Origin of the sequence: Aquabacterium sp. CECT 9606 (genome assembly GCF_918741295.1) — a bacterium.
Taxonomy (GTDB): Bacteria; Pseudomonadota; Gammaproteobacteria; order Burkholderiales; family Burkholderiaceae_C; genus Aquabacterium.
Genome location: NZ_CAKKNB010000003.1, coordinates 827,861 through 854,130 on the forward strand (window position 1 = coordinate 827,861; position 26,270 = coordinate 854,130).

A 26,270-nucleotide genomic window follows, 5' to 3' on the forward strand; every position below is an offset into this window, starting at 1 on the left:
CGCGGATCACTTCAAGGGGGGCGGGGGCTGCACCGTGCTGATGATCTGATCGATCAATTCGTCGGCCTTGTCGCCGTGGTGGTCCAGCTGTCCATCCAGAATCAGGTGGCTGAGGCCGTGCACCAGGCTCCAGGCGACCATGGCGATGACCGTGGTCTGTTGCGTCTCAACCGGCACGCCGGTCAAGGCCGACACCGCCGTCTGCAAGGTCTGGAACGACGCCTGGCTGGCCTCGGACAACTCTTCCGTGGGGTTGCCCGATGTTAGCCGGCCAAACATCAATCGGAACAAGGCAGGATTGTCCTGGGCGAACCTGACGTAGGCGCGGCCCGACTCCCGAAAACCCTTCAACAGGTCAGGCGTTGCCAGGGCTGCGCCCACCTGTGCAGCATTGAGGCGGCGAAACCCTTCGGCGGCCAGCGCGGCCAGCAGGGCCTCTTTGTTGGCGAAGTGCCGGTAAGCCGCATTGGCCGACACACCAACTCGGCGGGCAAGCTCGCGCAGGCTGAGCTCGCCCTGCTGGCTGCTCTCGAGCAACACCAAGCCCTGTTCAACCAGGGTTGAGCGCAGATTGCCATGGTGGTAAGAACCGGAAGGATTGAGAGGTGAATCAGCCATCGCCAGATTTTCACCGAATTCATGTTGACATTGCACACATTAGCTTGCACAGTGTTCACACCGCACACATCAAGTCAATCGGCAAAGGAAAACGCCATGTCTTCACTCTCTTTGAAAGAGCGCGCGGTCGCCTGGTTGAGCGCCCGATTGCAAAGTCGCGTGCCGTATTCGGATTCCAACCTGTACCTGGAAGGCATCTACGCGCCAGTCGCCCAAGAGCGCACCGAGACCAGGCTGGCCGTCACGGGCGAGTTGCCTCGCGAGTTGAACGGCGTGTACGCCCGCATCGGGCCCAATCCCATGCATGTGTCCAACCCCGGCGCCTACCATTGGTTCACGGGCGACGGCATGGTCCACGGCTTGCGCCTGGAGAACGGCCAGGCCGCCTGGTACCGCAACCGTTGGATCGGGACCGATTCGGTGCGAAGCAAGCAAAACCGCGGCAAAGCGCCTGGGCCGAGGCGTGGCGTGGTGGACGTGGTCAATACGAATGTCTTTGGGCATGGCGGGCGCATCTGGGCGTCGGTCGAGGCAGGCGCCCTGCCCGTCGAACTCAATGGAGAAATGGACACCATCAAGCATGGGCTGTTTGACAGCACGGTTTTGCGCGCGTTCACGGCCCATCCCCGCGTCGACCCGGCAACGGGCGAAGCCCATGCAATCTGCTATGACGCCTTGAAGCCCAACCGCGTCAGCCATGTGGTGGTCGATGCCCGATGCCAAGTCACCAAGGTGGTTGAAGTGCCCGTCAAGCACGGCCCCATGATCCACGATTGCGCCATCACGCGCAGCCAGATCGTCATCCTGGATTTGCCGGTGACGTTCTCGGTCAAGCACGTGTTCCAGGGCGCAAGGCTGCCCTATGGTTGGAACGACCGGCATCCGGCGCGCGTGGGCCTGTTGCCAAGAAATGGCACGGCCAAGGACGTTCGCTGGGTTCCGGTCGATCCTTGCTACGTTTTCCACACTTGCAATGCCTACGATCTGGACGATGGTGGTGTGATGCTGGATGTGGTGGTGCACGACCGCATGTTTGACCGGTCACGCATCGGGCCGGAAGCCGATGGCACACGCATCACTTTCGAGCGCTGGCACATCGACCCGGCCCGCGGGATGGTGAAACGCACGGTGGTGTCGGAGCAGAACCAGGAGTTCCCGCGCTGCAATGAAACGCTGAACACCCGGCCTTACCGGTATGCCTACACGGTGGGCTTCAGCAACGCGGAGCAGGCGCGCGGTCTGTTCCGCCACGACCTGCACACAGGCAGCACCTTGACCCACGACCATGGCGCCGGAAGATCGACCGGCGAGGCGGTGTTCGTGCCACGCCATGGCGGCACCGCCGAGGACGACGGCTGGCTGATGTCCTACGTGCACGACGCCAACACGCAGCGCAGCGACCTGGTCATCGTCAACGCGCAAGACCTGACCGGCCCACCGCAGGCCGTGGTGCATTTGCCGGCGCGGGTGCCCGCCGGCTTCCACGGCAACTGGATCCCTGACAGCCACTGAGCCGATCATTAAAATGGGCGCGTTCGTCACCCTCGGGAACCGCCCATCATGTCGCTTGAATTGATCGAAATTGAAACGGGCGACCAGCCCACGGCCAGCATCATCGTGCTGCACGGCCTGGGCGCGGACGGCAATGACTTCGTGCCCGTGGCTGAAGAGCTGAACCTGGATGCCGTGGGGCCTGTGCGCTTCGTGTTTCCCCACGCCCCAACGCGTCCGGTCACCATCAATGGTGGCCACGTGATGCGGGCCTGGTACGACATCATGGGCACCGAACTGACGCGCCGCGAAGACGAGCAAGGCCTGCGCGAATCACAGGCCACGGTCGAGGCGTTGATTGCCCGAGAAAAGTCGCGCGGCGTGCCCGCCTCGCGCATTGTGGTGATGGGCTTTTCGCAAGGCTGCGCCATGGCATTGCAGACGGGTTTGCGGCATGAAGAGCGCCTGGCCGGCATTGTCGGCCTGTCGGGCTACCTGCCACTGGCCGCGCAAACCGCCACCGAGCGCCACACCGTCAACCACGAGGTGCCCATATTCATGGCCCATGGCACCCACGACCCGGTCGTGCCCTTCGCCCGCGCCACCGCATCACGCGATCTGCTGCAGTCGCTGGGGTACCAGATCGAATGGCACGAATACGCCATGCCGCATTCTGTTTGCGCCCCGGAAATCGCCGACCTGAACCGCTGGTTGCTGCGCGTGCTGACCAAACCTGCCTGAGCGCGCCATGCTGTGGGATGTGTTTTGCCGCGTCGTTGACAACTTCGGCGACATCGGCGTTTGTTGGCGATTGAGCGCCGACCTGGCTGAGCGTGGCCATGCCGTCCGCTTGTGGGTGGACGACCCCAGTGCCCTGCGATGGATGGCCCCTGAGCCACTGCGCCCAGCCAATATCCAGGTTCTTCATTGGGATGCCCAGGTGCAGGAGCCCGGCGACGTCGTCATCGAGGCCTTTGGCTGCAACCCACCCGATGCCTTCGTGGCACGCATGCAGCGCCCCGTGCCACCCGTTTGGATCAACCTGGAGTACCTGAGTGCTGAACCTTGGGTGGAGCGCTGCCACGGCCTGCGCTCGCCCGTGATGAGCGGCCCGGGCAAGGGCTTGTCCAAGTGGTTTTTCTACCCTGGCTTCACCGCGGCCACAGGTGGGCTACTGCGCGAAACCGGTTTGATGGCAGCACGCCAAGCCTGGCAGGCCAACCACCGACAGCATCGGGCGCAATGGGCGGCGTCATTGGGCATCAAGCCGCCCTCGCCCGATACCCTGTGGCTGTCCCTGTTTTGTTATGAACCTGCGCCCGTGGGGGCCTTGCTGGACGGTCTGGCGGCCAGTGGTGCCGCCATCCAGGTGCTGGTCACCCCGGGCTTTGCCACGGACTTGGCCCGGCAATGGCAGGCCGCGCACCCGCCGGTCAGCACCCTGAGCCTGCACGAGCTGCCGCCCATCAGCCAAGCCGAGTTCGACCACCTGCTGTGGGCCTGCGACCTCAATTTTGTGCGCGGCGAGGACTCCGCCGTGCGTGCGCTGTGGGCCGGCCAGCCTCATGTCTGGCACATCTACCCGCAGGACGACGGTGTGCACGCCGGCAAGCTCGATGCCTTCATGGACCGCTGGATGGCCGGCTGGCCGGATGACCTGGCCCACGAGGTGCGTGGCTTGTGGCTCAGCTGGAACGGCCTGCGGCCCGCTGAAGCGGGCAATTTCGCTGCCCTGCCCTCCTTGCTGAACGACCCCCGATGGGCCGCGAGCCAAGGCAGCGCCCGCCAAAGATTGGCTGAAATTCCGGATCTCGTGACGCAGCTTTGCGGTTTTGTCTCAGATAGGCGTTAAAATCCAAGGCTTTGCTCAAACACGACCCCCTCGGGAATCCACCATGAAAACCGCACAAGAAATCCGCGCTGGCAACGTGATCATGCAGGGCAAGGACCCGATGGTCGTCCTCAGGACCGAATACAGCCGCGGTGGCCGCGGCGCCGCCACGGTCCGCATCAAGATGAAGAGCCTGCTGAACGGCTTCGGTCAAGAAACCGTGTTCAAGGCCGACGACAAGATGGACCAGGTCATCCTCGACAAGAAGGAATGCACCTACTCCTACTTCGCCGACCCCATGTACGCCTTCATGGATGCCGAGTACAACCAGTTCGAGATCGAAGCCGAGAACATGGGCGACGCGATCAACTACCTGCAAGATGGCATGGCCGCTGAAGTCGTGTTCTACGACGGCAAGGCCATCTCGGTCGAGTTGCCCACCACCATCGTGCGCGAAATCGAAACCGAACCCGCCGTCAAGGGCGACACCTCCGGCAAGGTCATGAAGCCTGCCCGCGTGGTTGGAACCGGCTTCGAGATCCCTGTGCCCCTGTTCGTTGATTCGGGCGACAAGATCGAAATCGACACCCGCACGCACGAGTACAAGAAGCGCGTTTAAACCGCTCGCTTCACTTCATAAAAGGGACACCATTTTGGTGTCCTTTTTTTATGCGCTTGTGCACATGATTCGCCTTCATTTTGAATGGGTAAAACTCAAATGCCGACGTCAATACCCGTTTCGGGGGTAAATTCAAACTGGCAGGAGTTGTCCATTTAAAGCAAAACCATCGAGGGCAACATGGTGAATAAGAACTCGGCATGCCAAGGCGCAAGGTTTTCCGCGACGGCTTTGCTTTGCGCCGCATCCACCATCACCTCAGCTAAAGCCATTCAACTGGCGGACTTGACGCTGGAAGAATTGAGCAATCTTCCGATCACCTCAGTCTCCAAGCGACCCGAGCGCTTGTCTGACGCCCCGGCTTCTGTGTTTGTCATCACTTCGGAAGACATTCGCCGCTCGGGGGCCGCCAGTTTGCCCGAGGTATTGCGGTTGGCCCCAAATCTTCACGTCGGACAACGCAGCGCCAGCCAATATTCCATCGGGGCACGCGGCCACAACAACACCGATGGCAACAAGATGCTGGTGTTGATCGATGGTCGCACTGTTTACTCACCATTGTTTTCCGGCGTGTTCTGGGACGCACAAGACGTCATGCTGGAAGACGTTGAGCGCATTGAGATCATCAGTGGCCCAGGGGGCACCTTGTGGGGTGTCAACGCGGTCAATGGCGTCATCAACATCATCACGCGCGCTGCAAAAGACACCCAGGGCTCGCTGCTGGTGGCTGGAGTTGGCAGCACCGAATCCAGTACCGGGGTACGCCATGGCAGCACCTTGGGCGAAAACGGCCATTTCCGGGTGTACGGCAAGTACTTTGATGGCCGACATTCTCGCCGGGAAGATGACCTCCCCATCAACGACGCCTGGAACAGAACCCAAGCTGGCTTCAGGGCAGATTGGACCCATACAGACAACCGCCTGACCGTGCAGGGTGATGTCTACGAAGGCCGCGAGGGACAAGCGCCCCCCGGCACCATCACGCTGGGCACCTTCCGCCCGCTCAACACCATCAGCATTTCAGGCTTCAACCTGCTTTCTCGCCTGGACCATCAATTGGACGGAGGTTCGCGGCTCAAGGTACAGGCGTATTACGACCACACGGAGCGTACGGTGCCAGGCACGTTCGACGATCGGCTGGACGTGATCGACCTGCAGTTTGAACATGCGCTGCCAGCCACCGACACCCATACCTTCATCTGGGGTGCCGAGTACCGTTACGGCACGGACGAGGTCACCAGCAGTGACTTCATCGCCTTTTTGCCATCGAAGGCCGACCAGACCTGGGGCAGCCTGTTTGCACAAGACAAGATCAGCCTGCTGGACAACTTGCAACTGACCCTGGGAGCCAGGTGGGAAACCAACGGCTACACCCACCCTGAGTTGTTGCCCAGCGTTCGGCTGGCCTGGAAGTTACACCCCAATCACCTTCTTTGGACGGCCGCGTCGCGGACCGTGCGCGCGCCCTCCCGGATTGACCGCGACTTTTACTACCCCACCACAGCCCCTTACGTGATCGGAGGCGGGCCCGAGTTCCGATCAGAGGTGGCGAAAGTTTTCGAACTTGGCTACCGTGGCCAGCCTTCGCCAGCCACTTCGCTGTCCATCACGGCATTCCACACCATCTATGACCACCTGCGCACCTTGGAGGCGACGGACCCTGGCGTGTTTCCGCTGTTTTTTGCCAACCGGATGGAAGGCCACACCACGGGCGTCGAGGCCTGGGGCTCTTATCAACCCACAGAAACCTGGCGCTTGAGCGCAGGTGTGACCACGCTGCACAATCGCCTTCAGCTCCATGACAACAGTTTTGGATTGAACGGAGGTATCAGCGCAGAAGGCAACGATCCCGAATTGAGCTGGAATCTGCGCTCCACGTTCAACCTCTCAGAACAATGGGAACTTGATGGCACTGTCCGACATGTTTCGTCATTGCCGGAGCCCGCAGTGCCCGCCTACACAGTGATCGATTTGAGGGTGGCCTGGAAAGCCAATCCCAACCTGGAGGTGTCGGTTGCTGGCAGGAATCTATTCGGCTCCCCTCATGCAGAGTTTCACTCTGCGCCAACACGCAGTGCTTTGGGCCCGGGGGTTTACTTCAAGGTGTTGGCACGCTTTTGATGAACATGCCCTCCACCCCATCCACACCGAAGCAGCGAAAAGGCGCAGGTGGCAGGCTGCGCAGCTGGGCCGTTCGGCTGCTGCTCTGTGTGTTTGCAATCCATGCAACGGCCAGTCAGCCCGAGGTCGTCGAGTACCAGATCAAGGCCGCATTCCTGTACAAGTTTGGCGCCTACATCGAGTGGCCTGAACAGACTTTTTCACAAGCCAGCAGCCCGGTGATCATTGGCGTCATGGGTTCTGATGCTGTGGCGGATGAGCTCGCACAGATGTCGTCGGGTCGAAACATCAATGGACGACCGGTGAGCGTGAAAAAGCTGAATCACGGCGATCCCATCAAGGGCTTGCACATCCTCTTCATCGCCCGAACGGACCCATCCCGAATGGCCGCCACGTTGACAGCGGCCAGAGGGCTGCCCCTGTTGGTGGTGACCGAAACCGATCCCACATCGATGCCAGGTGGCGTGATCAACTTTGTCATCGATGGAGAAAAAGTACGTTTTGACGTGGCCTTGCGCTCGGCCGAAGTCAACAACATCAAGCTCAGCGCCCGGCTTCTGACGGTAGCGCGCAAAGTGATCGGAGCACCGTCATGATGAGCGCCTTCAAAAGCTCGTTGCAGCGAAAGCTGCTGGCTGTGATGCTGCTGACCACCTTGGCAGCGCTGATCGTGGCCTTGGGGGCCATGATCGTTCATGACCTTCGCGCCTATCACAGCACCTGGGTCAATGACATGACGGCACAGGCCGAATTGCTGGCGCGCACCACAGCGCCAGCGCTGACTTTTGATGACAAAAAGGTGGCCCACGAGAACCTGAGCATCCTGCGCTATCAGCCCAAGGTGCATGCTGCCGCCATCTACAAACCCGATGGCTCACTGTTTGCCACCCACACTGCCACCGGAGAGAAACCTGTCTTCCCAGAACGCCCCTTGGGAGACAAGGTGGAGGTGAGCAAGACCAGCCTGGTCATTTTCAAAAACATCATGGATGACACCGAAGTCATCGGCACGGTTTATCTCAAGGCAGACTACGAACTCTTTGACCGGGTGGTGAATTACTCGGGGATCGCCGTGATCGTCATGGCCATGTCCATGCTCGTGGCGCTGTTGGTGTCCACGTGGCTGCAAAAGATCGTGACTCACCCCATTCTGGAGATTGGCAAGGCTGCGCGCGAGGTGGTCAATCAACGCGATTACTCACGCAGGGTGAACAAGACCAGCGAGGACGAGGTCGGCGAACTGGTCGACTCCTTCAACAACATGCTGATTGAAATCGAACGGCGGACCCAGGCCATGGAGACGTCCAACCGAGAAAAGGTGCGTGAAGTGGACGAACGCCGCAACGCTCAGCATGAAATCATGAGGCTGAACCAGGAGCTGGAGCAGCGCGTGCAAGAACGTACCAGGCAGCTTGAAGCCTCGAACCAAGAACTGGCCCTGGCCACGCAAGCCGCTGAAAGCGCCAACCAGGCCAAGTCCGAGTTCCTGTCCAGCATGAGCCATGAATTGCGCACGCCTTTGAACGCCATCATCGGTTTCGGGCAGTTGCTCACCTCGGACGCCATGTCGCCCACGGCCGAGCAGAAAAAGACCTTCACCGAGCACATCCTCAGAGCAGGCCGGCATTTGCTTGAATTGATCAACGAGATCCTTAACTTGGCTCAGATCGAGTCGGGCCACTTGTCCTTGTCTCTGGAGCCGGTGTCATTGCAGGAAATTTTGCAGGATTGCCACACCATGATCGAGCCGCTGGGGGATCAGCGTGGCATCCGCACCCTGTTTCCAAAAACCTGCGACTTGAGTGTCATGGCCGACCGCACGCGCTTGAAGCAGGTGCTGTTGAACCTGCTGTCCAACGCCATCAAATACAACCGCGACATGGGCGCCGTGGTGCTGGACTGCACAGCCAATGGCAACGACCGCATCCGCATCTCAGTGCAAGACACAGGCATGGGTTTGAGCGATGAACAGTTGAAGATGCTGTTTCAGCCCTTCAACCGGCTTGGGCAAGAAGCTGGCGCGCAAGAAGGCACCGGCATTGGGCTGGTGGTCACCAAACACCTGGTTGAATCCATGGGCGGCTCGATCGGCGTCACCAGCACCGTGGGCATGGGGAGCATTTTCTGGATTGAGCTCAGGGCCACTGAACCGGTGCCAGCGATCAGCCCTCGAGATGTACTCACCGCCATGGCGCCAGCGGCAATCGCGCCCAAACCGCACCAAACCTACACCGTGCTCTATGTGGAAGACAACCCTGAAAGCTTGAAACTGGTGGAGCAGATTTTGAGCACTCGCCCAGATATCCGACTATTGTCAGCGCCCGACGGGCGGTTAGGTGTCGAACTGGCGAGGGTGCACCTGCCCGACGTCATCCTGATGGACAACAACCTGCCCAACCTGGACGGCGCCTCGGCACAGGCCATCTTGCGCAACGATCCCAAAACCCGGCACATTCCCGTCATCGCCTTGACGGCCAACGCCATGCCGAGGTCCATCCACCAAGGGCTCGCCGCAGGATTTTTCAGGTACATCACCAAGCCCATCAATATCAAGGAGTTGCTGGAGGCCATCAATTCCGGATTGGAGGCCGCTGTGGCCGAAAAATCAGAGCACTGAATGCTTTTGCCCATCCTGTATTCCTTCCGCCGCTGCCCTTACGCCATCCGCGCGCGCCTTGCCTTGACATGCGCCCGGGTGCCACTGGAAATTCGCGAAGTGGTGCTGCGCGCAAAGCCACCGGCGATGCTGGCGATCTCCCCCAAAGGCACAGTGCCCGTGCTGCAACTGCCCGATGGCCAGGTCATTGATGAGAGTCTGGACATCATGAGCTGGGCACTGCAGCAATCCGATCCCGACGGGTGGCTGCAGCAAGGCGACGCCCCCACAAGCCACGCATTGATCGCCCGCAATGACGGACCCTTCAAAGCGCTGCTGGACCGCTACAAATACCCCGAACGGCACCCGGGGCACACCGCGATCGACCACCGGGAGCAGGCCATCGAGCTGTGCATCCAGGATCTGAACCGCCGCTTGACCGACTCGCCCTGCTTGCTGGGCGACCAGCCCGGTTTGGCCGACATGGCCATCGCGCCCTTCATCCGCCAGTTCGCCCAGGTCGACGCTGACTGGTTTGCCAGCGCGCCGTTTCCCGCATTGCGGATTTGGTTGAACCGATTCATCGACTCGCCCTTGTTTCTATCGGTGATGGCCAAATATCCGGCGTGGCAAGCCGGCGATGCCCCCGTCCATCTCATTGACGGCCCTGGGGTCTATGCCGGGCGGTGCTAGTCGCCAGCGCCTCAAGCGGCAGACTCTGCACCATGATTCCTTTTTCGATCCTTGACCTGTCTCCCATCGTGGAAGGGGGCGACGCTGCCCAGTCGTTCCGCAACACGGTGGACCTGGCCCAGCACGGTGAACGCTGGGGCTACCAACGCTTTTGGTTGGCCGAGCACCACGGCATGCCCGGCATCGCCAGCGCCGCCACCGCCGTGTTGATCGGGCACGTGGCGGGCGCCACGTCCACCATCCGGGTCGGCGCTGGCGGCATCATGTTGCCCAACCATTCGCCGCTGATCATCGCCGAGCAGTTTGGTACCCTGGCCTCGCTGTACCCGGGGCGCATTGACCTGGGCCTGGGCCGTGCACCCGGCTCCGACCAGGCCACGGCCCGCGCCCTGCGCCGCAACCTCGGCTCCGACGCCGACGAGTTTCCGCAGGACGTGGTGGAGCTGATGGACTATTTTTCTTCGGCACCCAAGCAACCGGTCCGCGCCGTTCCGGGCACGGGGCTCGCGGTGCCTGTGTGGATCCTGGGCTCCAGCCTGTTTGGTGCGCAGCTGGCGGCGGTGCTGGGGCTGCCTTATGCGTTTGCATCGCACTTCGCGCCAGCGCAGATGCTGCAGGCTGTGGCCATGTACCGCGCCAACTTCAAGCCCTCGGCCCAGTTGAGCAAGCCGCACGTCATGCTGGGCTTCAACGTGTTCGCCGCCGACACCGACGAGGAAGGCGCTTTCCTGGCCACCTCGATGCAGCAAGCTTTTGTCAACTTGCGCAGCGGCCACCCATCGCGCTTGCAGCCCCCGATGGCCGGATACGCGGACCGGCTTGACCCGACTGCCCGAGCCATGCTGGACCAGGTCCTCTCTTGTAGCGCCATTGGCTCGCCAGCCACGGTGCGCGCCGCGATCAACAGCTTCATTGAGCGCACGGGCGCCGACGAATTGATGATCACCTCACAGATGTACGACCACACCGCCCGGCTGCGGTCGTACGAAATCGTGGCCGAGGTCCGGGGCGTGAAGGCCGTTTGAACTTATCCACGCAAATCCCCAGCATTTCCCCTGGCTGTCCCCAGACTTGTCCACAGGCAGATGACGGCGCCACCCGTATCATCTCCCCCCATGTCTGCTGTATTCCCCATTCCGTTTTCCGCCTCGGGCGTCTCTGCTTCGCTGAGCTCCGACGAAGTCTCCCGCCTGCGGGTGCCGCCCCACTCCATCGAGGCCGAGCAAAGCGTGCTGGGGGGCTTGCTGCTGGACAACAGCGCCTGGGACCGCGCGGCCGACCTGCTGTCCGAAGACGACTTCTACCGCCATGAACATCAGCTGATCTTCAAGGCCATCCACCAGATGATCAACGCGTCGAAACCAGCCGACGTGATCACGGTGTACGAGAATTTGCAGACACTGGGCAAGTCCACCGACATCGGCGGCATCGCCTACCTCAACGCTCTGGCGCAAAGCGTGCCCAGCGCCGCGAACATGCGCCGCTACGCTGAGATCGTGCGAGAGCGCGCCGTGCTGCGCAAGCTGGTCACCGCCAGCGACGAGATCGCCAGTGCGGCCTTCAGCCCGCAGGGCAAGGCCGTGTCGGCCATCCTTGACGAAGCCGAATCCAAGATCTTGAAGATTGGCGAAGAAGGCAACCGCAACAAGCAGGGCTTCCACTCGATGGACAACCTGGTGGTCAGCCTGCTGGACCGCGTGCAAGAACTGGCCGACAACGGCGCCGAAGACGTGACCGGCGTGCGCACCGGTTACTTCGAAATGGACAGCATGACCGCTGGCCTGCAAAAGGGCGATCTGATCGTCCTGGCGGCGCGGCCCTCCATGGGTAAAACGGCCTTTGCCCTGAACATCGGTGAGAACGTCGCGGTCAATGAAGGCTTGCCCGTGGCCGTGTTCTCCATGGAAATGGGCGCCTCGCAACTGGCATTGCGGATGGTGGGCTCGATCGGCCGCATCAACCAGCAAAACCTGCGCACCGGCCGCTTGAGTGACGACGAATGGGGCCGCCTGAGCGAAACCGTCGACAAGCTCAAATCTGCCAATGTGTTCATCGACGAGACCGCCGCCTTGAGCCCCAGCGAATTGCGCTCACGTGCGCGCCGGCTGGCACGCCAGTTCGGCGGCACCCTTGGCCTGATCATCGTCGACTACCTGCAACTGATGAGCGGCTCGGGCGGCAACGAAGAAAACCGCGCCACCGTGATCGGTGAAATCTCGCGGGGCTTGAAGGCCCTGGCCAAGGAACTGCAATGCCCGGTGATTGCCTTGTCGCAGCTGAACCGAAGCGTTGAAACCCGCCCTGACAAGCGCCCCATGATGTCCGACTTGCGCGAATCCGGCGCCATTGAGCAAGATGCCGACGTCATCATGTTCATTTACCGCGACGAGTACTACAACAAGGAATCCAAAGAGCCGGGCGTCGCCGAGATCATCATCGGCAAGCAGCGTAACGGGCCCGTGGGCACCGTCAAGCTGGCCTTCGTCAAATCCAACACCCGCTTCGAAAATCTGGCGCCGGGCAGCTACAGCAACAGCAGCGAGTACTGATCCGCCTTCAACGGAACAAGCCCTTGAGCTGATCCTTCAGCTGCTTCTCAAGTGACCCGGCTGGCTTGGCAGGTGCGCTCGCCCCTGAGGCCGCAGCCGCGCCACCCAGCCCCAACCTGGCCTTGAGCTCGTCTTCCAACCTGGACTTGACGGTGTTCTGCAAGGCCCCGACGGCAACCTGCGACCAGGCGATCTGCCAATCGGGCGCATCGAACGGCCCCCTCAGCTTGACTGGCACCGTCACCCCCTTCAAAGCGTCGGCGCCACCCTGCCCCTTGATCGTGCCCGTGACCGTGGCGCTGACCGTGTAGTCCAACTGGCGCGCCACCAGGTTGATGTCACCACGGCCACCCACGCGCAGAAACGGGCTTTTGGCCGACAGGTCATCGTTGTGGGCCACGCCATTTGTGATCTTGAAGGTGCCTGTCATCTCGGTGAAATCCGTTTTCTCGGATTGCGATGCTTTCTGGACCGCGTCGCTTTGCCCGGACAACTGCGCCTTGAATTCACGCAGTGATTTGGCCAGGTTGATGCCGCGCACGGCACCGTCCTGCAGTTGCATGGCCGCCGTGCCATTGAGCCCCGCCGTCAGCTGCGACACCTTGTTGCCCGCCGTTCTCACATCAAGCTTGACCTGGCCAGTGCCTTCCAACACATCCTTCTGCGCCACGTCTTTGAGCATGGCCAGCACGTTGATGCCGTCCGCCTGCGCTTGAAGGGCCATGCGTTGAGGCGAGGCATCCGCCGAGCCACTGGCGACCACGCGGCCACCCCAGGCTTTGGCCGACAATCGGGACAGGTTCAGGTGCCCCTTGTCCAGGGTAGCGTTCAACTCGGCATCGGCCAGCTTGTATTGCCGGTACACCAGGGTGCCCGCACTGAACTTGAACTGCCCATCGACGGACTTCAAAGCGCCCAGGTCCACCGGCGCATCGGCCGTGGCCCCGGCCGATGCAGCCGGGGCTGAAGCCGCCCCACCGGCTGGCACGGGCAAGAGCCGGTTCAAGTCCAATGCTGTGAAACGGGCATTGGCCTGCACCTGCGGCACGCCGGCCCCCAGCTTGGCAGTGCCGTCCGACGAAAAGGGGTTGTCATTGACCAGGCCCTTCAAGGCCCATTGCGCGGCACCGCCAGGTGCCAAGGCCGCCCGGCCATCCATTTGAATCACCAAGGGCTGCAGGGACGGCTCCTGGACGCGGGCCTGCAGGCGCAAGGCCTCCAAGGCACCGGCCGCCTGTGCCGGTTGCGCCGACACATTGGCGGAGAGTTGTCCGGTCACTTCGCGTTGGCCGCCCTGCCCGGCCATGCTCACCTTGAAATCGGTTTTCAGGCCCGGCACCCTGATCGCCGAGAAACCGCCCGTGGGCGATTGGCTGGCGAACTGAGCCTCCACCGCCATGGGCCCGGCCAGTTTGAACTGCCCTTGCAGCGGGCTGCCTTTGAGCTGGTCACCCTTGACGTCCAGCTCGGGCCAGTCCAGCTTGAAACTCATGGCATGGCCGCTCTGCTGGCCTGTCAAGGCCACGGCCAGCTTGCTCACGGCCATCAATTGCTGGGCAGGATCGTAGGCAAAGGCATCAACGCTGACACGGCTCTTGTCCAGCACCAAGGCTGGCTTGCCTGGCTGCCCACCCACCTGCCCCGACACCTCTGCCACCAGCGAACGGGCCTTCAGCGAGGCATGCTCACCATCCCACGCCACGGCACCTTCCAACCCCGCTTGCAAGGCACGCACACCCGGCAAGTCACCCTGCAGGGCCAGCTTGATCTGATCGACATCGGCTGAACCGGTGGCCAGCCGGGGTGTGATGCGGAAAGCGCCCGTCAAAGCGCCCTTGGCCGCCTGCGGCCTGCTCAAATCAAACGCGACATCCAACTTGATGTCAGAAGGCACCCCGTCGGCCAGGCGGCCGCTGCTCAGGCTGTTCACGGTCAAGGCACCGGTCATTCCGGTTTTGGCATCCTGCACCTTGGCCAGCGCCTTCTCCAACTGGACACCCGCCACATCAAACTGCAGGGGATCGGAGGGCGCACCGGGCGGCGGCGGCTCATCATCCTTCTTCAGCAAGTCGTCGATGTTGGCGCGGCCTTGGGCATCGCGCCAATAGCTCAGCCGCACGCCGCGGGCCACCACCTGGTCGATCACCAGTTGCCGCCTGAGCAAAGGCATCACATTGACCGACAACTCCACTTCGTCCACCGCCAAAAATTCGTCGGGTCGCTGGTGTTCGCTCAAACTGACTTTGGCCAGCTTGAGCCGCAGTTTGGGAAAGACCTTCAAGGCCATCGGCGCCCCGATCACCAGCGTGCGCTGCTTGTGCGTCTGCACCCAGTTGGTCAACAGGCCTTGGTAGCGATTGGGGTCGAAGGTGGCCAGCAAGTAGACCGCCACGCCCCCCAAGACCAAGACCAACACGCCCAATGCCAGGGCCAGACGACGCATCCAAAGCTTCATGGTCGGTTCTTCATTCGAGTAAGTTCAATCAACGACAAAGGCCCCGCAGGGCCTTGTCGAATGGAGCGCTTGTTCAAGGCGCGGTGAGTGCGCACCAGGGGATCAGTCGTTGTCGCCGCCCACGAAGCCAAGGATGCTGAGCAGCGACTGGAACACGTTGTACACGTCCAGGTAGATCGCCAGGGTGGCCGAGACGTAGTTGGTCTCGCCGCCATCGATGATGCGTTTGAGGTCGTACAGCATGAAGGCGGAGAAGATCACCACCGACAACACGGCCACGGTCAGCATCAGCGCAGGCAACTGCAGCCAGATGTTGGCCACACCCGCCAGCAACAGCACGATCACGCCCATGAACAGCCATTTGCCCATGTTGGAGATGTCGCGCTTCATGGTGCTGGCCAGGGTGGCCATGCCCACGAACACCAGGCCCGTGCCCCCAAAGGCCAGCGAGATCAGCTGTACACCATTGGAAAAGCCTAGCACCGCGCCAATCAGGCGCGACAGCATCAAGCCCATGAAAAACGTGAATCCCAGCAGCAGCAAAACGCCCACGCCCGAGTGCTTGAATTTTTCGATGCCATAAAAGAAGCCAAAGGCAATGGCCATGAACGCGACAAAGCCGATCATGGGGTTGCCCGCAAACAGGCTGAAACTCGTGGCCACACCCAGCCAGGCGCCCAGCACCGTGGGGATCATCGACAGGGCCAGCAAGGCGTAGGTGTTGCGCAGCACGCGCTGCCGCTCGGCGTCGAAGGCACCGCTGTAGGCCACGTCCAGGGGTTTGAGTGATTGGTCCATGCGTCCTCCAGAAATCATGGCTTGATTCTAGATCCCCGCTGGCGAATCGGTCCAGCCCGGATAACCCAACCGTGATCAAGGTCAAATGCCGGCGGAGCGGCGTCGCAAGGATTCGTACAGGCAGATGGCGGCGGCAGCGGCCACATTGAGGGATTCCTCACCGCCTGGCTGGGGAATCGACACCGTCTGGCTGCACATGGCCATCACCTCGGCGCCGACGCCCTGCCCTTCATGCCCCAACACCCAGGCACAAGGCTCGGGCAAGGGCGCGCGGGGCAGTTCATGGTCTGCGTGGGAGCTGGTGGCCACCATCGGCACCTGCAGAGCGGCCAAGTGCTCGGGCAATGCCTGCTCCACCAGGTGCAAAGCGAAGTGGGCGCCCATGCCGGCCCTCAAAACCTTGGGGGACCACAAGGCGGCCGTGCCCTTCATGGCGATCACCTGGGCCACGCCCAAGGCCGAGGCGCTGCGCAAGACACTGCCCACATTGCCGGCATCCTGCACCCGGTCAAGCACCACGGTGGGCACGCCCGCACGCACGCCTGATGAGGTTTGGCCTTCACCATCGCGCAGCAGCGGCATCTGCACCAGGAAACCCAAGCGGGCGGGCGACTCCAGCCCGGTGAAAATCTTCCAGATCGCTTCAGGCAGCACCACGACTTTGTCGGCTTGGCGCGCCAGCGCGGTCAGCTTGTAGACCACGGGGTCGCCCCCATTGCCCACGCCATGTTCGCCCAGCCAGGCGGTGTCGGCCACCACGGCCACCGCCGCCTTCTTGCCCCGGGCGAGGTAGGCCGAGCACAGGTGATCGCCCTCCAGCCAAACCTCGCCCAGCTTGCGGTAGGCGGCGGGATCCTGCGCCAGCCTGCGCAAACGCTGCACCAAGGGGTTGTCGCGCGACGTGACGAGCTGCGCGTTGGGGGGCATCACCATGGCTCTAGACCGGCGGCCAAATCAAGTGCCGCCCTGACCGGGGCGAAGCTGCGGCGATGCGCCACAATGGCGCCATGCTCACGCAAGGCGGCCAGGTGCTCGGCCGTGGGATAGCCCTTGTGCTGGTCAAAGCCGTAATGCGGATAGGCCTCGTGCAGCTCCAGACACAGGCGGTCTCGGTGCACCTTGGCCAGGATGGATGCCGCCGAAATGGCCTGCACCTTGTCGTCGCCCTTGACGATGGCCTCGGCCGGCACCTTGAGCACCGGGATGCGGTTGCCATCCACCAGCACCAGTCCGGGCTTGAGGCGCAAGCCTTCCACCGCCCGTTTCATGGCCAGCATGGTGGCGTGCAGGATGTTGAGCTGGTCGATCTCTTCGACGCTGGCCTGCGCAATGCAGCAGCACAACGCCTTGGCCCGGATCTCGTCAAACAAGCGCTCTCGCTGACGCGCCGTGAGCTTTTTGGAATCGGCCAGGCCTTTGATCGGATTCTGATCGTCCAGGATGACCGCGGCCGCCACGACAGGGCCGGCCAAGGGGCCACGCCCCGCCTCGTCCACGCCCGCCATCAGCGCCGGAACCTGCCACTGCAGGCCCAATTGTTGCGGCTCAGTGGGCTGCCTGGATTTAGCCACGGCGACCTTCCTCCAGAATTTGCGCGATGGCGTCGCTGGCGCACCGGGCGGTGTCCCGCCGCAAGGTATGGTGGAGCTCAATGAAGCGCTGGCGCACCTCCAGAACCTTGGCCGGATGGTCCAGCCAGTCCAGCACGTCGGAGGCCAATTGCTGCGGAGTCGCCGCGTCTTGCAGGCGCTCGGGCACCACAAAGTCCTTCAACAAGATATTGGGCAAACCCACCCAGGGTAAGTAACCCAGACGCTTCATGAGTTGCCAGCTCAGGCCACTGACACGGTAGGCGATGACCATGGGGCGTTTGAACAGCGCGGCTTCCAGGGTGGCGGTGCCGCTGGCAATCAAGGTCACATCGCAGGCCGCCAGGGCCTCGTGCGATCGGCCTTCCAGCAACTGGATGTTGGCATGGGGCGCGTACTGGGCCACCAAAGGCAGCACCATCTCCCGCAAGCTGGGCACCACCGGCATCACGAAACGCATGTCGGGCCGCTGATGGCTCAACTCGGTCACGGCCTGCAAAAACGCAGGCGCAATGTGCTGGATCTCGGAACGGCGGCTGCCGGGCAGCACGGCCAGCACGGGTGCATCGAGAGGCAAACCCAGGCTCTGGCGGCTGGCCTCGCATGGCGGCTCCATGGGTATCGCATCGGCCAAGGGATGGCCCACGTAAGTGGCCGGGATGTTCTTGGCCTCGTACAACTCGGGCTCGAACGGGAACATGCACAACATGTGGTCGGTGGACCTGGCAATCTTGTTGATGCGCTTGCCGCGCCAAGCCCAGATTGAAGGGCTGACGAAATGAACCGTCTTGATGCCCTGGGCCTTCAAGCGAGCTTCCAGCCCAAAATTGAAGTCGGGCGCATCGACACCGATGAACACGTCCGGGCGCTGCTCCAACAGGCGATCGCCCAATTGATGACGGATGCCGGACAGCTCGCGGTAATGGCGCAGCGCATCAACAAATCCGAACACCGCCAGTTTTTCGCAAGGCCACCAGGCCTCGAAGCCCTGAGCCACCATGCGGGGGCCACCGATGCCCATGGCACTCAGCTCAGGCCAGCGCGCCTTGAGCCCGCCCATCAGCAAGCCGGCCAGCAAGTCGCCCGAGACCTCGCCCGCCACCATGGCCACCTTGGGCGCCGATGCACTCATCAAAAGGCTCCGGGGCGCTCAGCGCACGATGCCGCGGGTGGACGCCTGCAAGAAATTGATCATCAGATCAACGTCCTGTTGCGCTTCGGGATGGGAGCCCGCCAACTCGGCGATGCGGCCCTTGGCTTCTTCCAACGTCAGGTCCTGGCGGTACAGAGCCCGGTGCATTTCCTTGACCGCCTTGAGGCGCTCCGGGCTGAAGCCACGACGGCGCAATCCTTCCAGATTGATGCCGCGCGCCTCGGCCATGTTGCCCTGGGCCATCACGAAAGGTGGCAAATCCTGGCCCAAGGCCGTCGCCATGCTGGTCATAGCGTGGGCGCCAATCTTGACGAACTGGTGCACGCAGGTGAAGCCACCCAGGATGACCCAATCGCCCACATGAACATGGCCAGCGATGTGCGCGTTGTTGGCAAAGATGGTGTTGTTGCCGACCTGGCAGTCGTGCGCCAGGTGGGTGTAAGCCATCATCCAGTTGTCATGACCCAGGCGCGTGATGCCTTCGTCCTGGGCCGTACCCACATTGAAGGTGCTGAACTCGCGGATGGTGTTGCGGTCACCAATCACCAGCTGGGTAGGCTCGCTCGCGTACTTCTTGTCTTGCGGGCTGCCACCCAAAGAAGCAAACTGGAAAATCCGGTTGTCACGGCCAATCGTGGTGTGGCCTTCGATCACGCAATGCGGGCCCACGGTGGTGCCTTCGTCAATGCGAACGTGGGGACCGATGACCGTGTAAGGTCCGACGCTGACGGTGTCGCCCAGTTGCGCCTGGGGATCGACCACCGCGGTGGGATGAATGCTCGCCATGTTGCTGCGCCCTTGCCTCAACCCACCGTGCGCTGCGTGCACATCAGCTGCGCCTCGACGGCCAGTTCGTCACCCACCCAGCCCTTGGCGCTGAACTTGTAGATGCCCGCGCGATGGCGGTCGATCGTCACGTCCAGGATCAACTGGTCGCCAGGCTCCACCGGCCGCTTGAAGCGGGCGTTGTCGATGCCAACGAAGTAATACACCGACTTTTCGTCGGCATTGATGCCAATGCCTTCAAACGCCAAGATGCCGGCCGCTTGGGCCAGCGCTTCCAGCATCATCACGCCAGGCATGACGGGACGCCCGGGGAAATGGCCTTGGAAGAATGGCTCATTGAAAGTCACGTTCTTCACTGCACGAATGCGCACGTTCTTTTCAATCTCCAGCACACGGTCCACCAACAGCATCGGGTAGCGGTGCGGGAGCTTTTCAAGAATCTTGTGGATGTCCATCATCATGGTTGTTCTGTTGTTTCTCTAAAGCGCGAACGCGTTCGCGCAGGGCATGCAGATTGCGCAATGTCGCGGCGTTCTTCTCCCACGATGCATTGTCATCGAAGGGGAACACGCCACTGTACAACCCAGGTTTGTGAATGGACCGTGAGACCAGTGTGGCGGCCGAGACATTCACCCCTTCCGCCAGCGTCAGGTGGCCCAGCACCATGCCGCCACCGCCCACGGTGCAATGCGCGCCAATGACGGCGCTGCCGGCCACGCCTGCGCAGCCGGCCATGGCCACGTGGTCGCCGATCTGGACGTTGTGCCCGATCTGAACCAGGTTGTCGAGCTTGACCCCATTGCCAAGGACGGTGTCGCCCAGGGCACCGCGGTCTACGCAGGAGTTGGCGCCAATCTCGACGTCATCCCCAATGCGCACGGCGCCCAGTTGTTCGATTTTTTCCCAGCGCCCCTGCGTGGGCGCAAAGCCGAAACCATCGGCCCCGATCACCACACCGCTGTGGAAGAGGCAGCGCTCGCCAATGCTGCAGTCAAAGCCGATGTTGACGCTGGCGGAAAGGCGCGTGCCCACGCCAATGCGGGCACCGCGCCCGATCACGCAATGGGGGCCGATCACCGCACCCGCACCGATGACCGCCCCCGCTTCCACCACCGCGAAGGGGCCAATGCTGACGCCCTCGCCCAAGGTGGCGCTGGGGTCGATCACTGCACTGGCATGAACGCTGGCTGGCGCCTGAGGGCGCGCTCGGCTGGCCCACCATTGCGTCAGCCTGGCAAAGTACAGGTAAGGGTCGTCCGTGACGATGGTCGCACCACGGGCCGCGGCTTCAGCCTTCAGCGCGCTGGAGACGATCACGCAGCCGGCCGACGTGCTGACCAATTGGGCTCGGTACTTGGGGTGGGCCAGGAAGGTGATCGCGTCAGCCTGTGCCTGCTCGATTGGCGCGATGCGGGCAATCGGCAACTCTGCGGTGCCCAGCAACTCGCCACCCAGTGCCGCGACGATCTGACCAAGCTGCACCATGGACGTCGAGCCGGTCGAGTTGACCGACCCGCTCACTTGCCGAGGGCGGTGTTGAGGGACTTGATCACCTTGTCCGTGATGTCCACACGCGGGCTGGCAAAGACGGCTTCCTGAACGATCAGGTCGTATTTTTCCTGGTCAAAAATCTGCTTGACCACGCGATTGGCACGGTCGAGCACCGAAGCCAGTTCTTCATTCTTGCGCTGGTTCAGGTCTTCCTGGAACTCACGGCGCTTGCGCTGAAACTCGCGGTCTTGCTCGACCAGGTCGCGTTGGCGGCGGCCGCGCTCGCCTTCCAGCAGGGTGGGCGCGTCTTTCTCGAACTTGTCCGAGGCCGACTTGATGCGCTGGGCCGTTTCGGTCAGCTCTTTCTCGCGGCGGCTGAATTCAACTTCCAGCTTGGCTTGCGCGGCCTTGGCAGGCGTCGCGTCGCGCAGAACACGGTCAAGATTGACATACCCAATCTTGAATTCCTGGGCGGAGGCCGTGGCCGCGGCCACCAGCAAACCGGTGACCATCAGGGTCTTGAGGACGGATTTCATGGTCAGAATGCGGTACCGATCTGGAACTGGAGTTTCTGGATTTTATCCACATCGAACTTGCGGACAGGTTGGCCGTAGCTGAGTTTAAGCGGCCCCACGGGAGAGACCCAGCTGACACCCACGCCCATGGAAAGGCGGAAATCGTCCAGCTTGATCGGCTCGTCGTTGCCCCAGACATTACCAGCGTCCAGGTATCCGAACAAGCGCAAGGTGCGGTCATTGCCGGCACCAGGGAAAGGCACATACAACTCATTGTTGATGTTGATGCGCTTGCTGCCCCCGATATAGGCGCCATTGTTGTCGATCGGGCCCAGCGAGTTCTGCTCGAAACCCCGCACCGTGCCCAGGCCGCCGCCATAGAAGTTCTTGAAGAATGGGTACTCTTTGCCCGACAGGCCCACGCCATAACCAATCTGGGCATTGAAGCCAAAGGTGAAACGATTGGTCAGCGGCAGGTATTGCTGGAACTGGTAATCACCGCGCAAGTAGCGCGTGTCACCGGCCACACCCCACTCCATGTTCACGCGCTGATAACGCCCCTGATTGGGCGCGATCGTACTGTCGCGCGAGTCACGCGCCCAGCCCACCGTCAGTGGAATCGACAAACTGGTTTCGCCGAAATTGCGCCGGTACAACTTGTAGTTGTCAGGCAGGCCCAAGTCGCCCTTGATGGTGGTCTGCTCGGCGCCCAGGCCGAAGAACACCGTGTCGAACTCGGTGAACGGCACGCCAAACCGGATGGTGGCGCCCGGGGTCACAATTTCATAGTCGCCGCCCTGGGTGCTCAGCGGACGCGAGGTGCGGTAGAACACGTCCACCGCGCGCGAAATGCCGCCATCGGTGAAGTACGGATCCACGGTGCTGACCACCAGCGTGCGGTTGTACTTGCTGGTGTTGACTTCAATGCCGAGGTAGTTGCCCGTGCCAAAGATGTTGTCTTGCTTGATCGAGGCGGTCAGCGACAACTTCTCCGCGCTGGAGAAACCCGCGCCTAGCATCAGGTTGCCCGTGGGCTTTTCTTCCACGGTGATGGTCAGGTCAACCTGGTCTTGCGTGCCAGGCACCTCGGCCGTGTCAATGCCGACTTGCTTGAAATAGCCCAGGCGGTCCACCCGGTCGCGCGACAGCTTGATCTTCTGGCCGTCGTACCAGGCCGATTCAAACTGGCGGAACTCGCGGCGGATCACTTCGTCACGGGTGCGGGAGTTGCCCGCCACATTCACGCGGCGCACGTACACGCGGCGTTGCGGCTGGGAACTGAACACGGCCACCACGGTGCCTTTTTCGCGGTTCAGTTCGGGCCGGAAATCCACACGGGCAAAGGCATAACCAAAGGCCGCAAACCGGTCGGTGAAGGCTTTGGTGGTCGATGCGATGTCTTCCGCACGGTAAGAATCGCCAGGCTTGACGGCCACCAGCGAGCGAAACACTTCATCCTTGCCCAGGTAGTCGCCTTCCAGCTTCACGCCGGTGACGGTGTAGCGAGGGCCTTCCGTCACATTGATGGCGATGGAGATGTCTTGCTTGTCCGGCGAGATGGCCACTTGCGTAGACTCGACCCGGAACTCCAGGTAGCCACGGTTCAGGTAGTAAGCCTTGATCGTTTCCAGGTCTGCGTTCAGCTTGGCCCGCGCGTACTGGTCGGATTTGGTGTACCAGGTCAGCCAGCCGCCCGTGGTCAGGTCCATCTGCGACAGCAAGGTGCTTTCAGAGAAAGCCTTGGCGCCGGTGATCCGGATGCTCTTGATCTTGGCTGTTTCGCCTTCGGTCACGCTGAAGGTCACGTTGACGCGGTTGCGGTCAACCGGGGTGATGGTGGTGACCACCTCGATGCCGTACAGGCTGCGCGACAGATATTGGCGCTTCAACTCGGTTTCGGCACGGTCGGCCAAAGCACGGTCAAAAGGCTGGCCCTCGCCGATGCCGATGTCCTTGAGCGCCTTGACCAGGTTGTCCTTGTCGAACTCCTTGGTGCCCACAAACTCGACCTTGGAAATGACCGGGCGCTCTTCAACGACCACCACGACCACGCTGCCGTCGATCTGGATGCGAACGTCCTTGAACAGGCCGGTGGCAAACAGGGAACGCAGGCCAGCCGAGCCTTTGTCGTCGGTGTAGGTGTCGCCAACCCGGAAAGGCAAAGAAGCGAACACCGTACCCGCGTCGGCCCGCTGCAGGCCCTCGACACGGATGTCTTTGAGCACGAAAGGTTCCACCGCGAAGGCGGCGGTGTGGAACATGGACACGGCAACGAGCGCGGCGGCCAGGGTCGGTTTGAACCGATGGACAGTCTTGGAAGGGAATTGCATGCAAAGATCAGTGCGAGCCCAGCATTCGGGCCAAATCGTTGTAGAGGGCAAGTGACATCATGGTGAGCATGATGGCCACGCCACCGCGTTGCAACCGCTCCATCCATACTTCTGAGATGGGCCGGCCGGTGAGTCCTTCAAAAAGATAATACATGAGGTGTCCGCCATCCAGGACTGGCAGCGGCAGCAGATTGAGCACGCCCAGGCTGACACTGACCAAGGCCAGAAAACCCAGGTAATGTACCCAACCCATTTCGGCAGAACGCCCCGCGTAATCCGCAATGGTCAATGGCCCGCTGAGATTTTTCAGTGAAGCCTGCCCCACCACCATCTTGCCCAGCATTTCCAGGCTCATGCGAGAGACGTCCCAGGTGCGGTTGAGCGCGAGCGTCAACCCTTCCAGCGGGCCATAGCTCACCTCGACCATCGCAGGCGGCGAGCCGATGCCCGCCTCGATGCGTGCCAACTGCTTGCCGTCCACTTCTTTCATCGCCGGGGTCACCGTGATGTCGAGGCTCTGCCCAGCCCGAAGCACCTTCAACTGGATGGGCTTGACCTGACCCTGGTCGTGGCTGGCCCCGATCAGCTGCCGCAATTGCGCGGCATCGGTGGGCACTTGGCCATTGATCTGCACAATTCGATCACCGGCCTTCAACCCGGCCCGTTCGGCAGGACCACCTGCCATGGTCTGGGCAATGATCGGCTCGACATACGGCCCCATCAGTCCAATGCGGTCCAGCAACTTGGCGTCCACCTCGGCTGCGGGGATGCGGCTGAGAGGCAAGGTCAGGGTTCGGCTGCCACGCTGCTGTGGATCGACCGCGCCAGAAGCATTGTGGCTGACCTGCAGTCGCAAATCGCGCCCCGCCAAGGCGGCTTGGGTGAATTGCCACTGCAAGTCGCTCATCGAGCGGATGGCCTGCCAGCCCTCATCATCAGCGGCATCGGCGCCCACTTGCGCCACCGACAGGATTTCATCCCGCGCCTGCAGGCCCGCCTGATCGGCCAGGCTCTCGGCCTCGGGCTGAGCCATCCAGGGGCGCAACTCTTGCACGCCGGCCCAATTGACACAGGCGTACAGCAAGACCGCCAGCACCAGATTGGCGGCCGGCCCCGCCGCCACGATGAAGGCCCGTTGCTTGAGCGATTTGCGGTTGAACGCGCGGCTCAATTCTGAAGGCGGCACGACGCCTTCGCGTTCATCCAGCATCTTCACATAGCCGCCCAAGGGCAGCGCCGACACCACGAACTCGGTTTCGCCGTGCATGCGGCGCCAAAGCACGCGCCCAAAGCCCACGGAAAACCGCAGCACCTTGACATCACATGCCACGGCCGCACGGTAGTGCCCGTACTCGTGGATGATGACCAGCACACCAATGGTCACTAAAAATGCCAACACCGTCGACAACATGGCAAGGCTCCGGGGTTTTAGATCAGCGGCTCAAGCCAGACGAGATCACCTGGGCGACGCGCCTGGCCTTGGCGTCCAGCGCCAGCAGACCCTCGACGCTGTCGCAGCAGCCGGACTCTACCGCGCAATCGACCAGACTTTGGGCGTTGACGGCATGAATCTGGTCAAAGCGGATGCGCCCGGTCAAGAAAGCGTCCACCGCCACCTCGTTGGCCGCATTGAGCACGCAAGTGCTGCCCGCAGGGCCATTGAGGGTGTCCCAGGCCAATTGCAAACCGGGGTAGCGATGCGAATCGGCCTCCTCGAAGGTCAAGGCGGACAGGCGCGTAAAGTCAAGTAAATCCGCCCCCGACTCGATCCGATTGGGCCACGACAGCCCATAAGCGATGGGCACGCGCATGTCGGGCGTGCCGAGTTGCGCGAGCACCGAGCGGTCCCGGCACACCACCATCGAGTGGATGATGCTTTGGGGGTGCAAGACCACCTTGATGCGGTCGGGCGTGAGGCCAAACAACCAACGCGCTTCGATCACTTCCAGCGCCTTGTTCATCATCGTGGCCGAATCCACCGAGATCTTGCGGCCCATGACCCAATTGGGGTGGGCGCAGGCCTGATCGGGCGTGACATCGCGCAAGGTGGCCGGGTCGCGCTGGCGGAATGGCCCACCCGAAGCGGTCAACACGATGTGGTCGATGCGCTCAGCCCAGGTTCCAACGTCTTCCGGCAGGCACTGGAAAATGGCCGAATGCTCGCTGTCGATGGGCAGCAAGGTCGCGCCACCCTCAGCCACGGCCCCCATGAACAAGGCACCCCCGACGACCAGGGCTTCCTTGTTGGCCAACAGCAAACGCTTGCCCGAACGAGCCGCCGCCAAGCATGGGGCCAAGCCAGCCGCGCCCACAATCGCGGCCATCACGACGTCCACCTCGGAGTGAGACGCGATGTCGCACAAGGCCTGCTCACCGCTGAGCACTTCGGTCGACAAGCCCGCTTGCGCAATACCTTCACGCAGCCGGCGCGAAGCGTCTTCATCCGACATCACGGCAAACCGGGGGCGCCACTGCACGCATTGCGCCAACAACTCCTCCACACGTCGGCCACCACTGAGGGCAAACACATTGAAGCGATCCGGGTGCCTTGCCACCACGTCCAGCGTGTTGGTCCCGATCGAGCCTGTGGACCCGAGTACGCACAAACGCTGGCGGTATCCCGCGGACATCACAG

At 62.1% G+C, this 26,270-nt stretch carries 23 protein-coding genes; 10 read left to right on the forward strand and 13 right to left on the reverse strand.

What is annotated here, in order from left to right; translation table 11 throughout:
- Window positions 1–6: 6 nt before the first annotated feature.
- A complete protein-coding gene (locus tag LQ232_RS16500; protein WP_230181458.1) occupies window positions 7–618 on the reverse strand; it encodes a TetR/AcrR family transcriptional regulator in 612 nt (203 codons plus the stop codon).
- 96 nt (window positions 619–714) lie between these two features.
- Here LQ232_RS16500 and LQ232_RS16505 point away from each other — a divergent pair, with 96 nt between their 5' ends.
- From LQ232_RS16505 to dnaB, 10 genes are all read left to right on the forward strand, one after another.
- Window positions 715–2,130, forward strand: coding sequence for a carotenoid oxygenase family protein (locus LQ232_RS16505; protein ID WP_230181459.1), 1,416 nt, complete (start codon window positions 715–717; stop codon window positions 2,128–2,130).
- Between the two features lie 48 nt (window positions 2,131–2,178).
- The gene (locus tag LQ232_RS16510) at window positions 2,179–2,850 is read left to right on the forward strand and encodes an alpha/beta hydrolase (protein ID WP_230181460.1); all 672 of its coding nucleotides are present in this window, start codon (window positions 2,179–2,181) and stop codon (window positions 2,848–2,850) included.
- A 7-nt stretch (window positions 2,851–2,857) separates the two neighbouring features.
- Window positions 2,858–3,961 (forward strand): elongation factor P maturation arginine rhamnosyltransferase EarP, encoded by a 1,104-nt coding sequence (gene earP, locus LQ232_RS16515; RefSeq protein WP_230181461.1) that lies wholly within the window; start codon window positions 2,858–2,860, stop codon window positions 3,959–3,961.
- A 43-nt stretch (window positions 3,962–4,004) separates the two neighbouring features.
- A complete protein-coding gene (efp, locus tag LQ232_RS16520) occupies window positions 4,005–4,559 on the forward strand; it encodes an elongation factor P (protein WP_230181462.1) in 555 nt (184 codons plus the stop codon).
- Window positions 4,560–4,739: 180 nt separating this feature from the next.
- Window positions 4,740–6,680, forward strand: coding sequence for a TonB-dependent siderophore receptor (locus LQ232_RS16525; RefSeq protein WP_230181463.1), 1,941 nt, complete (start codon window positions 4,740–4,742; stop codon window positions 6,678–6,680).
- Window positions 6,681–6,769: 89 nt separating this feature from the next.
- Entirely contained in the window at window positions 6,770–7,276 is a 507-nt protein-coding gene (locus LQ232_RS16530; RefSeq protein WP_230181464.1) for a YfiR family protein, read from the forward strand.
- Window positions 7,273–9,297: an ATP-binding protein gene (locus LQ232_RS16535; RefSeq protein WP_230181465.1), complete on the forward strand. Its 2,025-nt coding sequence runs from the start codon at window positions 7,273–7,275 to the stop codon at window positions 9,295–9,297. Before LQ232_RS16530 ends, LQ232_RS16535 begins: the two co-directional genes overlap by 4 nt.
- Window positions 9,298–9,969 (forward strand): glutathione S-transferase, encoded by a 672-nt coding sequence (locus LQ232_RS16540; RefSeq protein WP_230181466.1) that lies wholly within the window; start codon window positions 9,298–9,300, stop codon window positions 9,967–9,969. It begins immediately after the preceding gene.
- Between the two features lie 32 nt (window positions 9,970–10,001).
- Window positions 10,002–10,994: an LLM class flavin-dependent oxidoreductase gene (locus LQ232_RS16545; protein WP_230181467.1), complete on the forward strand. Its 993-nt coding sequence runs from the start codon at window positions 10,002–10,004 to the stop codon at window positions 10,992–10,994.
- Window positions 10,995–11,084: 90 nt separating this feature from the next.
- The gene (dnaB, locus tag LQ232_RS16550) at window positions 11,085–12,518 is read left to right on the forward strand and encodes a replicative DNA helicase (RefSeq protein ID WP_230181468.1); all 1,434 of its coding nucleotides are present in this window, start codon (window positions 11,085–11,087) and stop codon (window positions 12,516–12,518) included.
- Window positions 12,519–12,525: 7 nt separating this feature from the next.
- Here the strand turns inward: dnaB and LQ232_RS16555 are convergent, their stop codons facing one another.
- The 12 genes from LQ232_RS16555 to ispC form a co-directional block, all read right to left on the reverse strand.
- Window positions 12,526–14,973: an AsmA family protein gene (locus LQ232_RS16555; RefSeq protein WP_230181469.1), complete on the reverse strand. Its 2,448-nt coding sequence runs from the start codon at window positions 14,971–14,973 to the stop codon at window positions 12,526–12,528.
- Between the two features lie 102 nt (window positions 14,974–15,075).
- Window positions 15,076–15,771, reverse strand: a complete 696-nt coding sequence (locus LQ232_RS16560) for a Bax inhibitor-1/YccA family protein (protein ID WP_230181470.1) — start codon at window positions 15,769–15,771, stop codon at window positions 15,076–15,078.
- An 81-nt stretch (window positions 15,772–15,852) separates the two neighbouring features.
- On the reverse strand, window positions 15,853–16,704 hold the full coding sequence (locus LQ232_RS16565; RefSeq protein WP_371820269.1) for a TrmH family RNA methyltransferase: 852 nt from the start codon (window positions 16,702–16,704) through the stop codon (window positions 15,853–15,855).
- Entirely contained in the window at window positions 16,698–17,342 is a 645-nt protein-coding gene (rnhB, locus tag LQ232_RS16570) for a ribonuclease HII (protein ID WP_371820270.1), read from the reverse strand. Before rnhB ends, LQ232_RS16565 begins: the two co-directional genes overlap by 7 nt.
- A complete protein-coding gene (lpxB, locus tag LQ232_RS16575; RefSeq protein WP_230181472.1) occupies window positions 17,335–18,492 on the reverse strand; it encodes a lipid-A-disaccharide synthase in 1,158 nt (385 codons plus the stop codon). The genes rnhB and lpxB overlap by 8 nt, the downstream gene beginning before the upstream one ends.
- Before the next feature lie 18 nt (window positions 18,493–18,510).
- Window positions 18,511–19,299 carry an acyl-ACP--UDP-N-acetylglucosamine O-acyltransferase gene (gene lpxA, locus LQ232_RS16580; RefSeq protein WP_230181473.1) on the reverse strand — a complete coding sequence of 263 codons (789 nt, stop codon included), beginning with the start codon at window positions 19,297–19,299 and terminating at the stop codon, window positions 18,511–18,513.
- A 17-nt stretch (window positions 19,300–19,316) separates the two neighbouring features.
- Entirely contained in the window at window positions 19,317–19,757 is a 441-nt protein-coding gene (gene fabZ, locus LQ232_RS16585; RefSeq protein ID WP_230181616.1) for a 3-hydroxyacyl-ACP dehydratase FabZ, read from the reverse strand.
- A complete protein-coding gene (gene lpxD / locus LQ232_RS16590; protein ID WP_230181474.1) occupies window positions 19,732–20,784 on the reverse strand; it encodes a UDP-3-O-(3-hydroxymyristoyl)glucosamine N-acyltransferase in 1,053 nt (350 codons plus the stop codon). Before lpxD ends, fabZ begins: the two co-directional genes overlap by 26 nt.
- Window positions 20,785–20,816: 32 nt before the next feature.
- The gene (locus tag LQ232_RS16595; protein WP_230181475.1) at window positions 20,817–21,326 is read right to left on the reverse strand and encodes an OmpH family outer membrane protein; all 510 of its coding nucleotides are present in this window, start codon (window positions 21,324–21,326) and stop codon (window positions 20,817–20,819) included.
- 2 nt (window positions 21,327–21,328) lie between these two features.
- Window positions 21,329–23,635 (reverse strand): outer membrane protein assembly factor BamA, encoded by a 2,307-nt coding sequence (gene bamA, locus LQ232_RS16600; RefSeq protein WP_371820271.1) that lies wholly within the window; start codon window positions 23,633–23,635, stop codon window positions 21,329–21,331.
- A gap of 7 nt (window positions 23,636–23,642) precedes the next feature.
- The gene (rseP, locus tag LQ232_RS16605) at window positions 23,643–25,046 is read right to left on the reverse strand and encodes an RIP metalloprotease RseP (RefSeq protein WP_230181476.1); all 1,404 of its coding nucleotides are present in this window, start codon (window positions 25,044–25,046) and stop codon (window positions 23,643–23,645) included.
- Window positions 25,047–25,068: 22 nt separating this feature from the next.
- Window positions 25,069–26,265, reverse strand: coding sequence for a 1-deoxy-D-xylulose-5-phosphate reductoisomerase (gene ispC / locus LQ232_RS16610; protein ID WP_230181477.1), 1,197 nt, complete (start codon window positions 26,263–26,265; stop codon window positions 25,069–25,071).
- Window positions 26,266–26,270 lie beyond the last annotated feature (5 nt).

Bases quoted from the DNA above. Each gene is read 5' to 3' on its own strand.
- LQ232_RS16535 (WP_230181465.1), top strand. From the start codon at position 7,273: ATGATGAGCGCCTTCAAAAGCTCGTTGCAGCGAAAGCTGCTGGCTGTG.
- efp (WP_230181462.1), top strand. From the start codon at position 4,005: ATGAAAACCGCACAAGAAATCCGCGCTGGCAACGTGATCATGCAGGGC.
- lpxD (WP_230181474.1), bottom strand. From the start codon at position 20,784: ATGGTGCAGCTTGGTCAGATCGTCGCGGCACTGGGTGGCGAGTTGCTG.
- LQ232_RS16565 (WP_371820269.1), bottom strand. From the start codon at position 16,704: ATGGTGATGCCCCCCAACGCGCAGCTCGTCACGTCGCGCGACAACCCC.
- rseP (WP_230181476.1), bottom strand. From the start codon at position 25,046: ATGTTGTCGACGGTGTTGGCATTTTTAGTGACCATTGGTGTGCTGGTC.
- dnaB (WP_230181468.1), top strand. From the start codon at position 11,085: ATGTCTGCTGTATTCCCCATTCCGTTTTCCGCCTCGGGCGTCTCTGCT.
- LQ232_RS16500 (WP_230181458.1), bottom strand. From the start codon at position 618: ATGGCTGATTCACCTCTCAATCCTTCCGGTTCTTACCACCATGGCAAT.
- LQ232_RS16555 (WP_230181469.1), bottom strand. From the start codon at position 14,973: ATGAAGCTTTGGATGCGTCGTCTGGCCCTGGCATTGGGCGTGTTGGTC.
- LQ232_RS16505 (WP_230181459.1), top strand. From the start codon at position 715: ATGTCTTCACTCTCTTTGAAAGAGCGCGCGGTCGCCTGGTTGAGCGCC.
- LQ232_RS16540 (WP_230181466.1), top strand. From the start codon at position 9,298: ATGCTTTTGCCCATCCTGTATTCCTTCCGCCGCTGCCCTTACGCCATC.
- lpxA (WP_230181473.1), bottom strand. From the start codon at position 19,299: ATGGCGAGCATTCATCCCACCGCGGTGGTCGATCCCCAGGCGCAACTG.
- fabZ (WP_230181616.1), bottom strand. From the start codon at position 19,757: ATGATGGACATCCACAAGATTCTTGAAAAGCTCCCGCACCGCTACCCG.
- LQ232_RS16510 (WP_230181460.1), top strand. From the start codon at position 2,179: ATGTCGCTTGAATTGATCGAAATTGAAACGGGCGACCAGCCCACGGCC.
- earP (WP_230181461.1), top strand. From the start codon at position 2,858: ATGCTGTGGGATGTGTTTTGCCGCGTCGTTGACAACTTCGGCGACATC.
- ispC (WP_230181477.1), bottom strand. From the start codon at position 26,265: ATGTCCGCGGGATACCGCCAGCGTTTGTGCGTACTCGGGTCCACAGGC.
- LQ232_RS16560 (WP_230181470.1), bottom strand. From the start codon at position 15,771: ATGGACCAATCACTCAAACCCCTGGACGTGGCCTACAGCGGTGCCTTC.
- bamA (WP_371820271.1), bottom strand. From the start codon at position 23,635: ATGCAATTCCCTTCCAAGACTGTCCATCGGTTCAAACCGACCCTGGCC.
- lpxB (WP_230181472.1), bottom strand. From the start codon at position 18,492: ATGAGTGCATCGGCGCCCAAGGTGGCCATGGTGGCGGGCGAGGTCTCG.
- LQ232_RS16595 (WP_230181475.1), bottom strand. From the start codon at position 21,326: ATGAAATCCGTCCTCAAGACCCTGATGGTCACCGGTTTGCTGGTGGCC.
- LQ232_RS16525 (WP_230181463.1), top strand. From the start codon at position 4,740: ATGGTGAATAAGAACTCGGCATGCCAAGGCGCAAGGTTTTCCGCGACG.
- LQ232_RS16545 (WP_230181467.1), top strand. From the start codon at position 10,002: ATGATTCCTTTTTCGATCCTTGACCTGTCTCCCATCGTGGAAGGGGGC.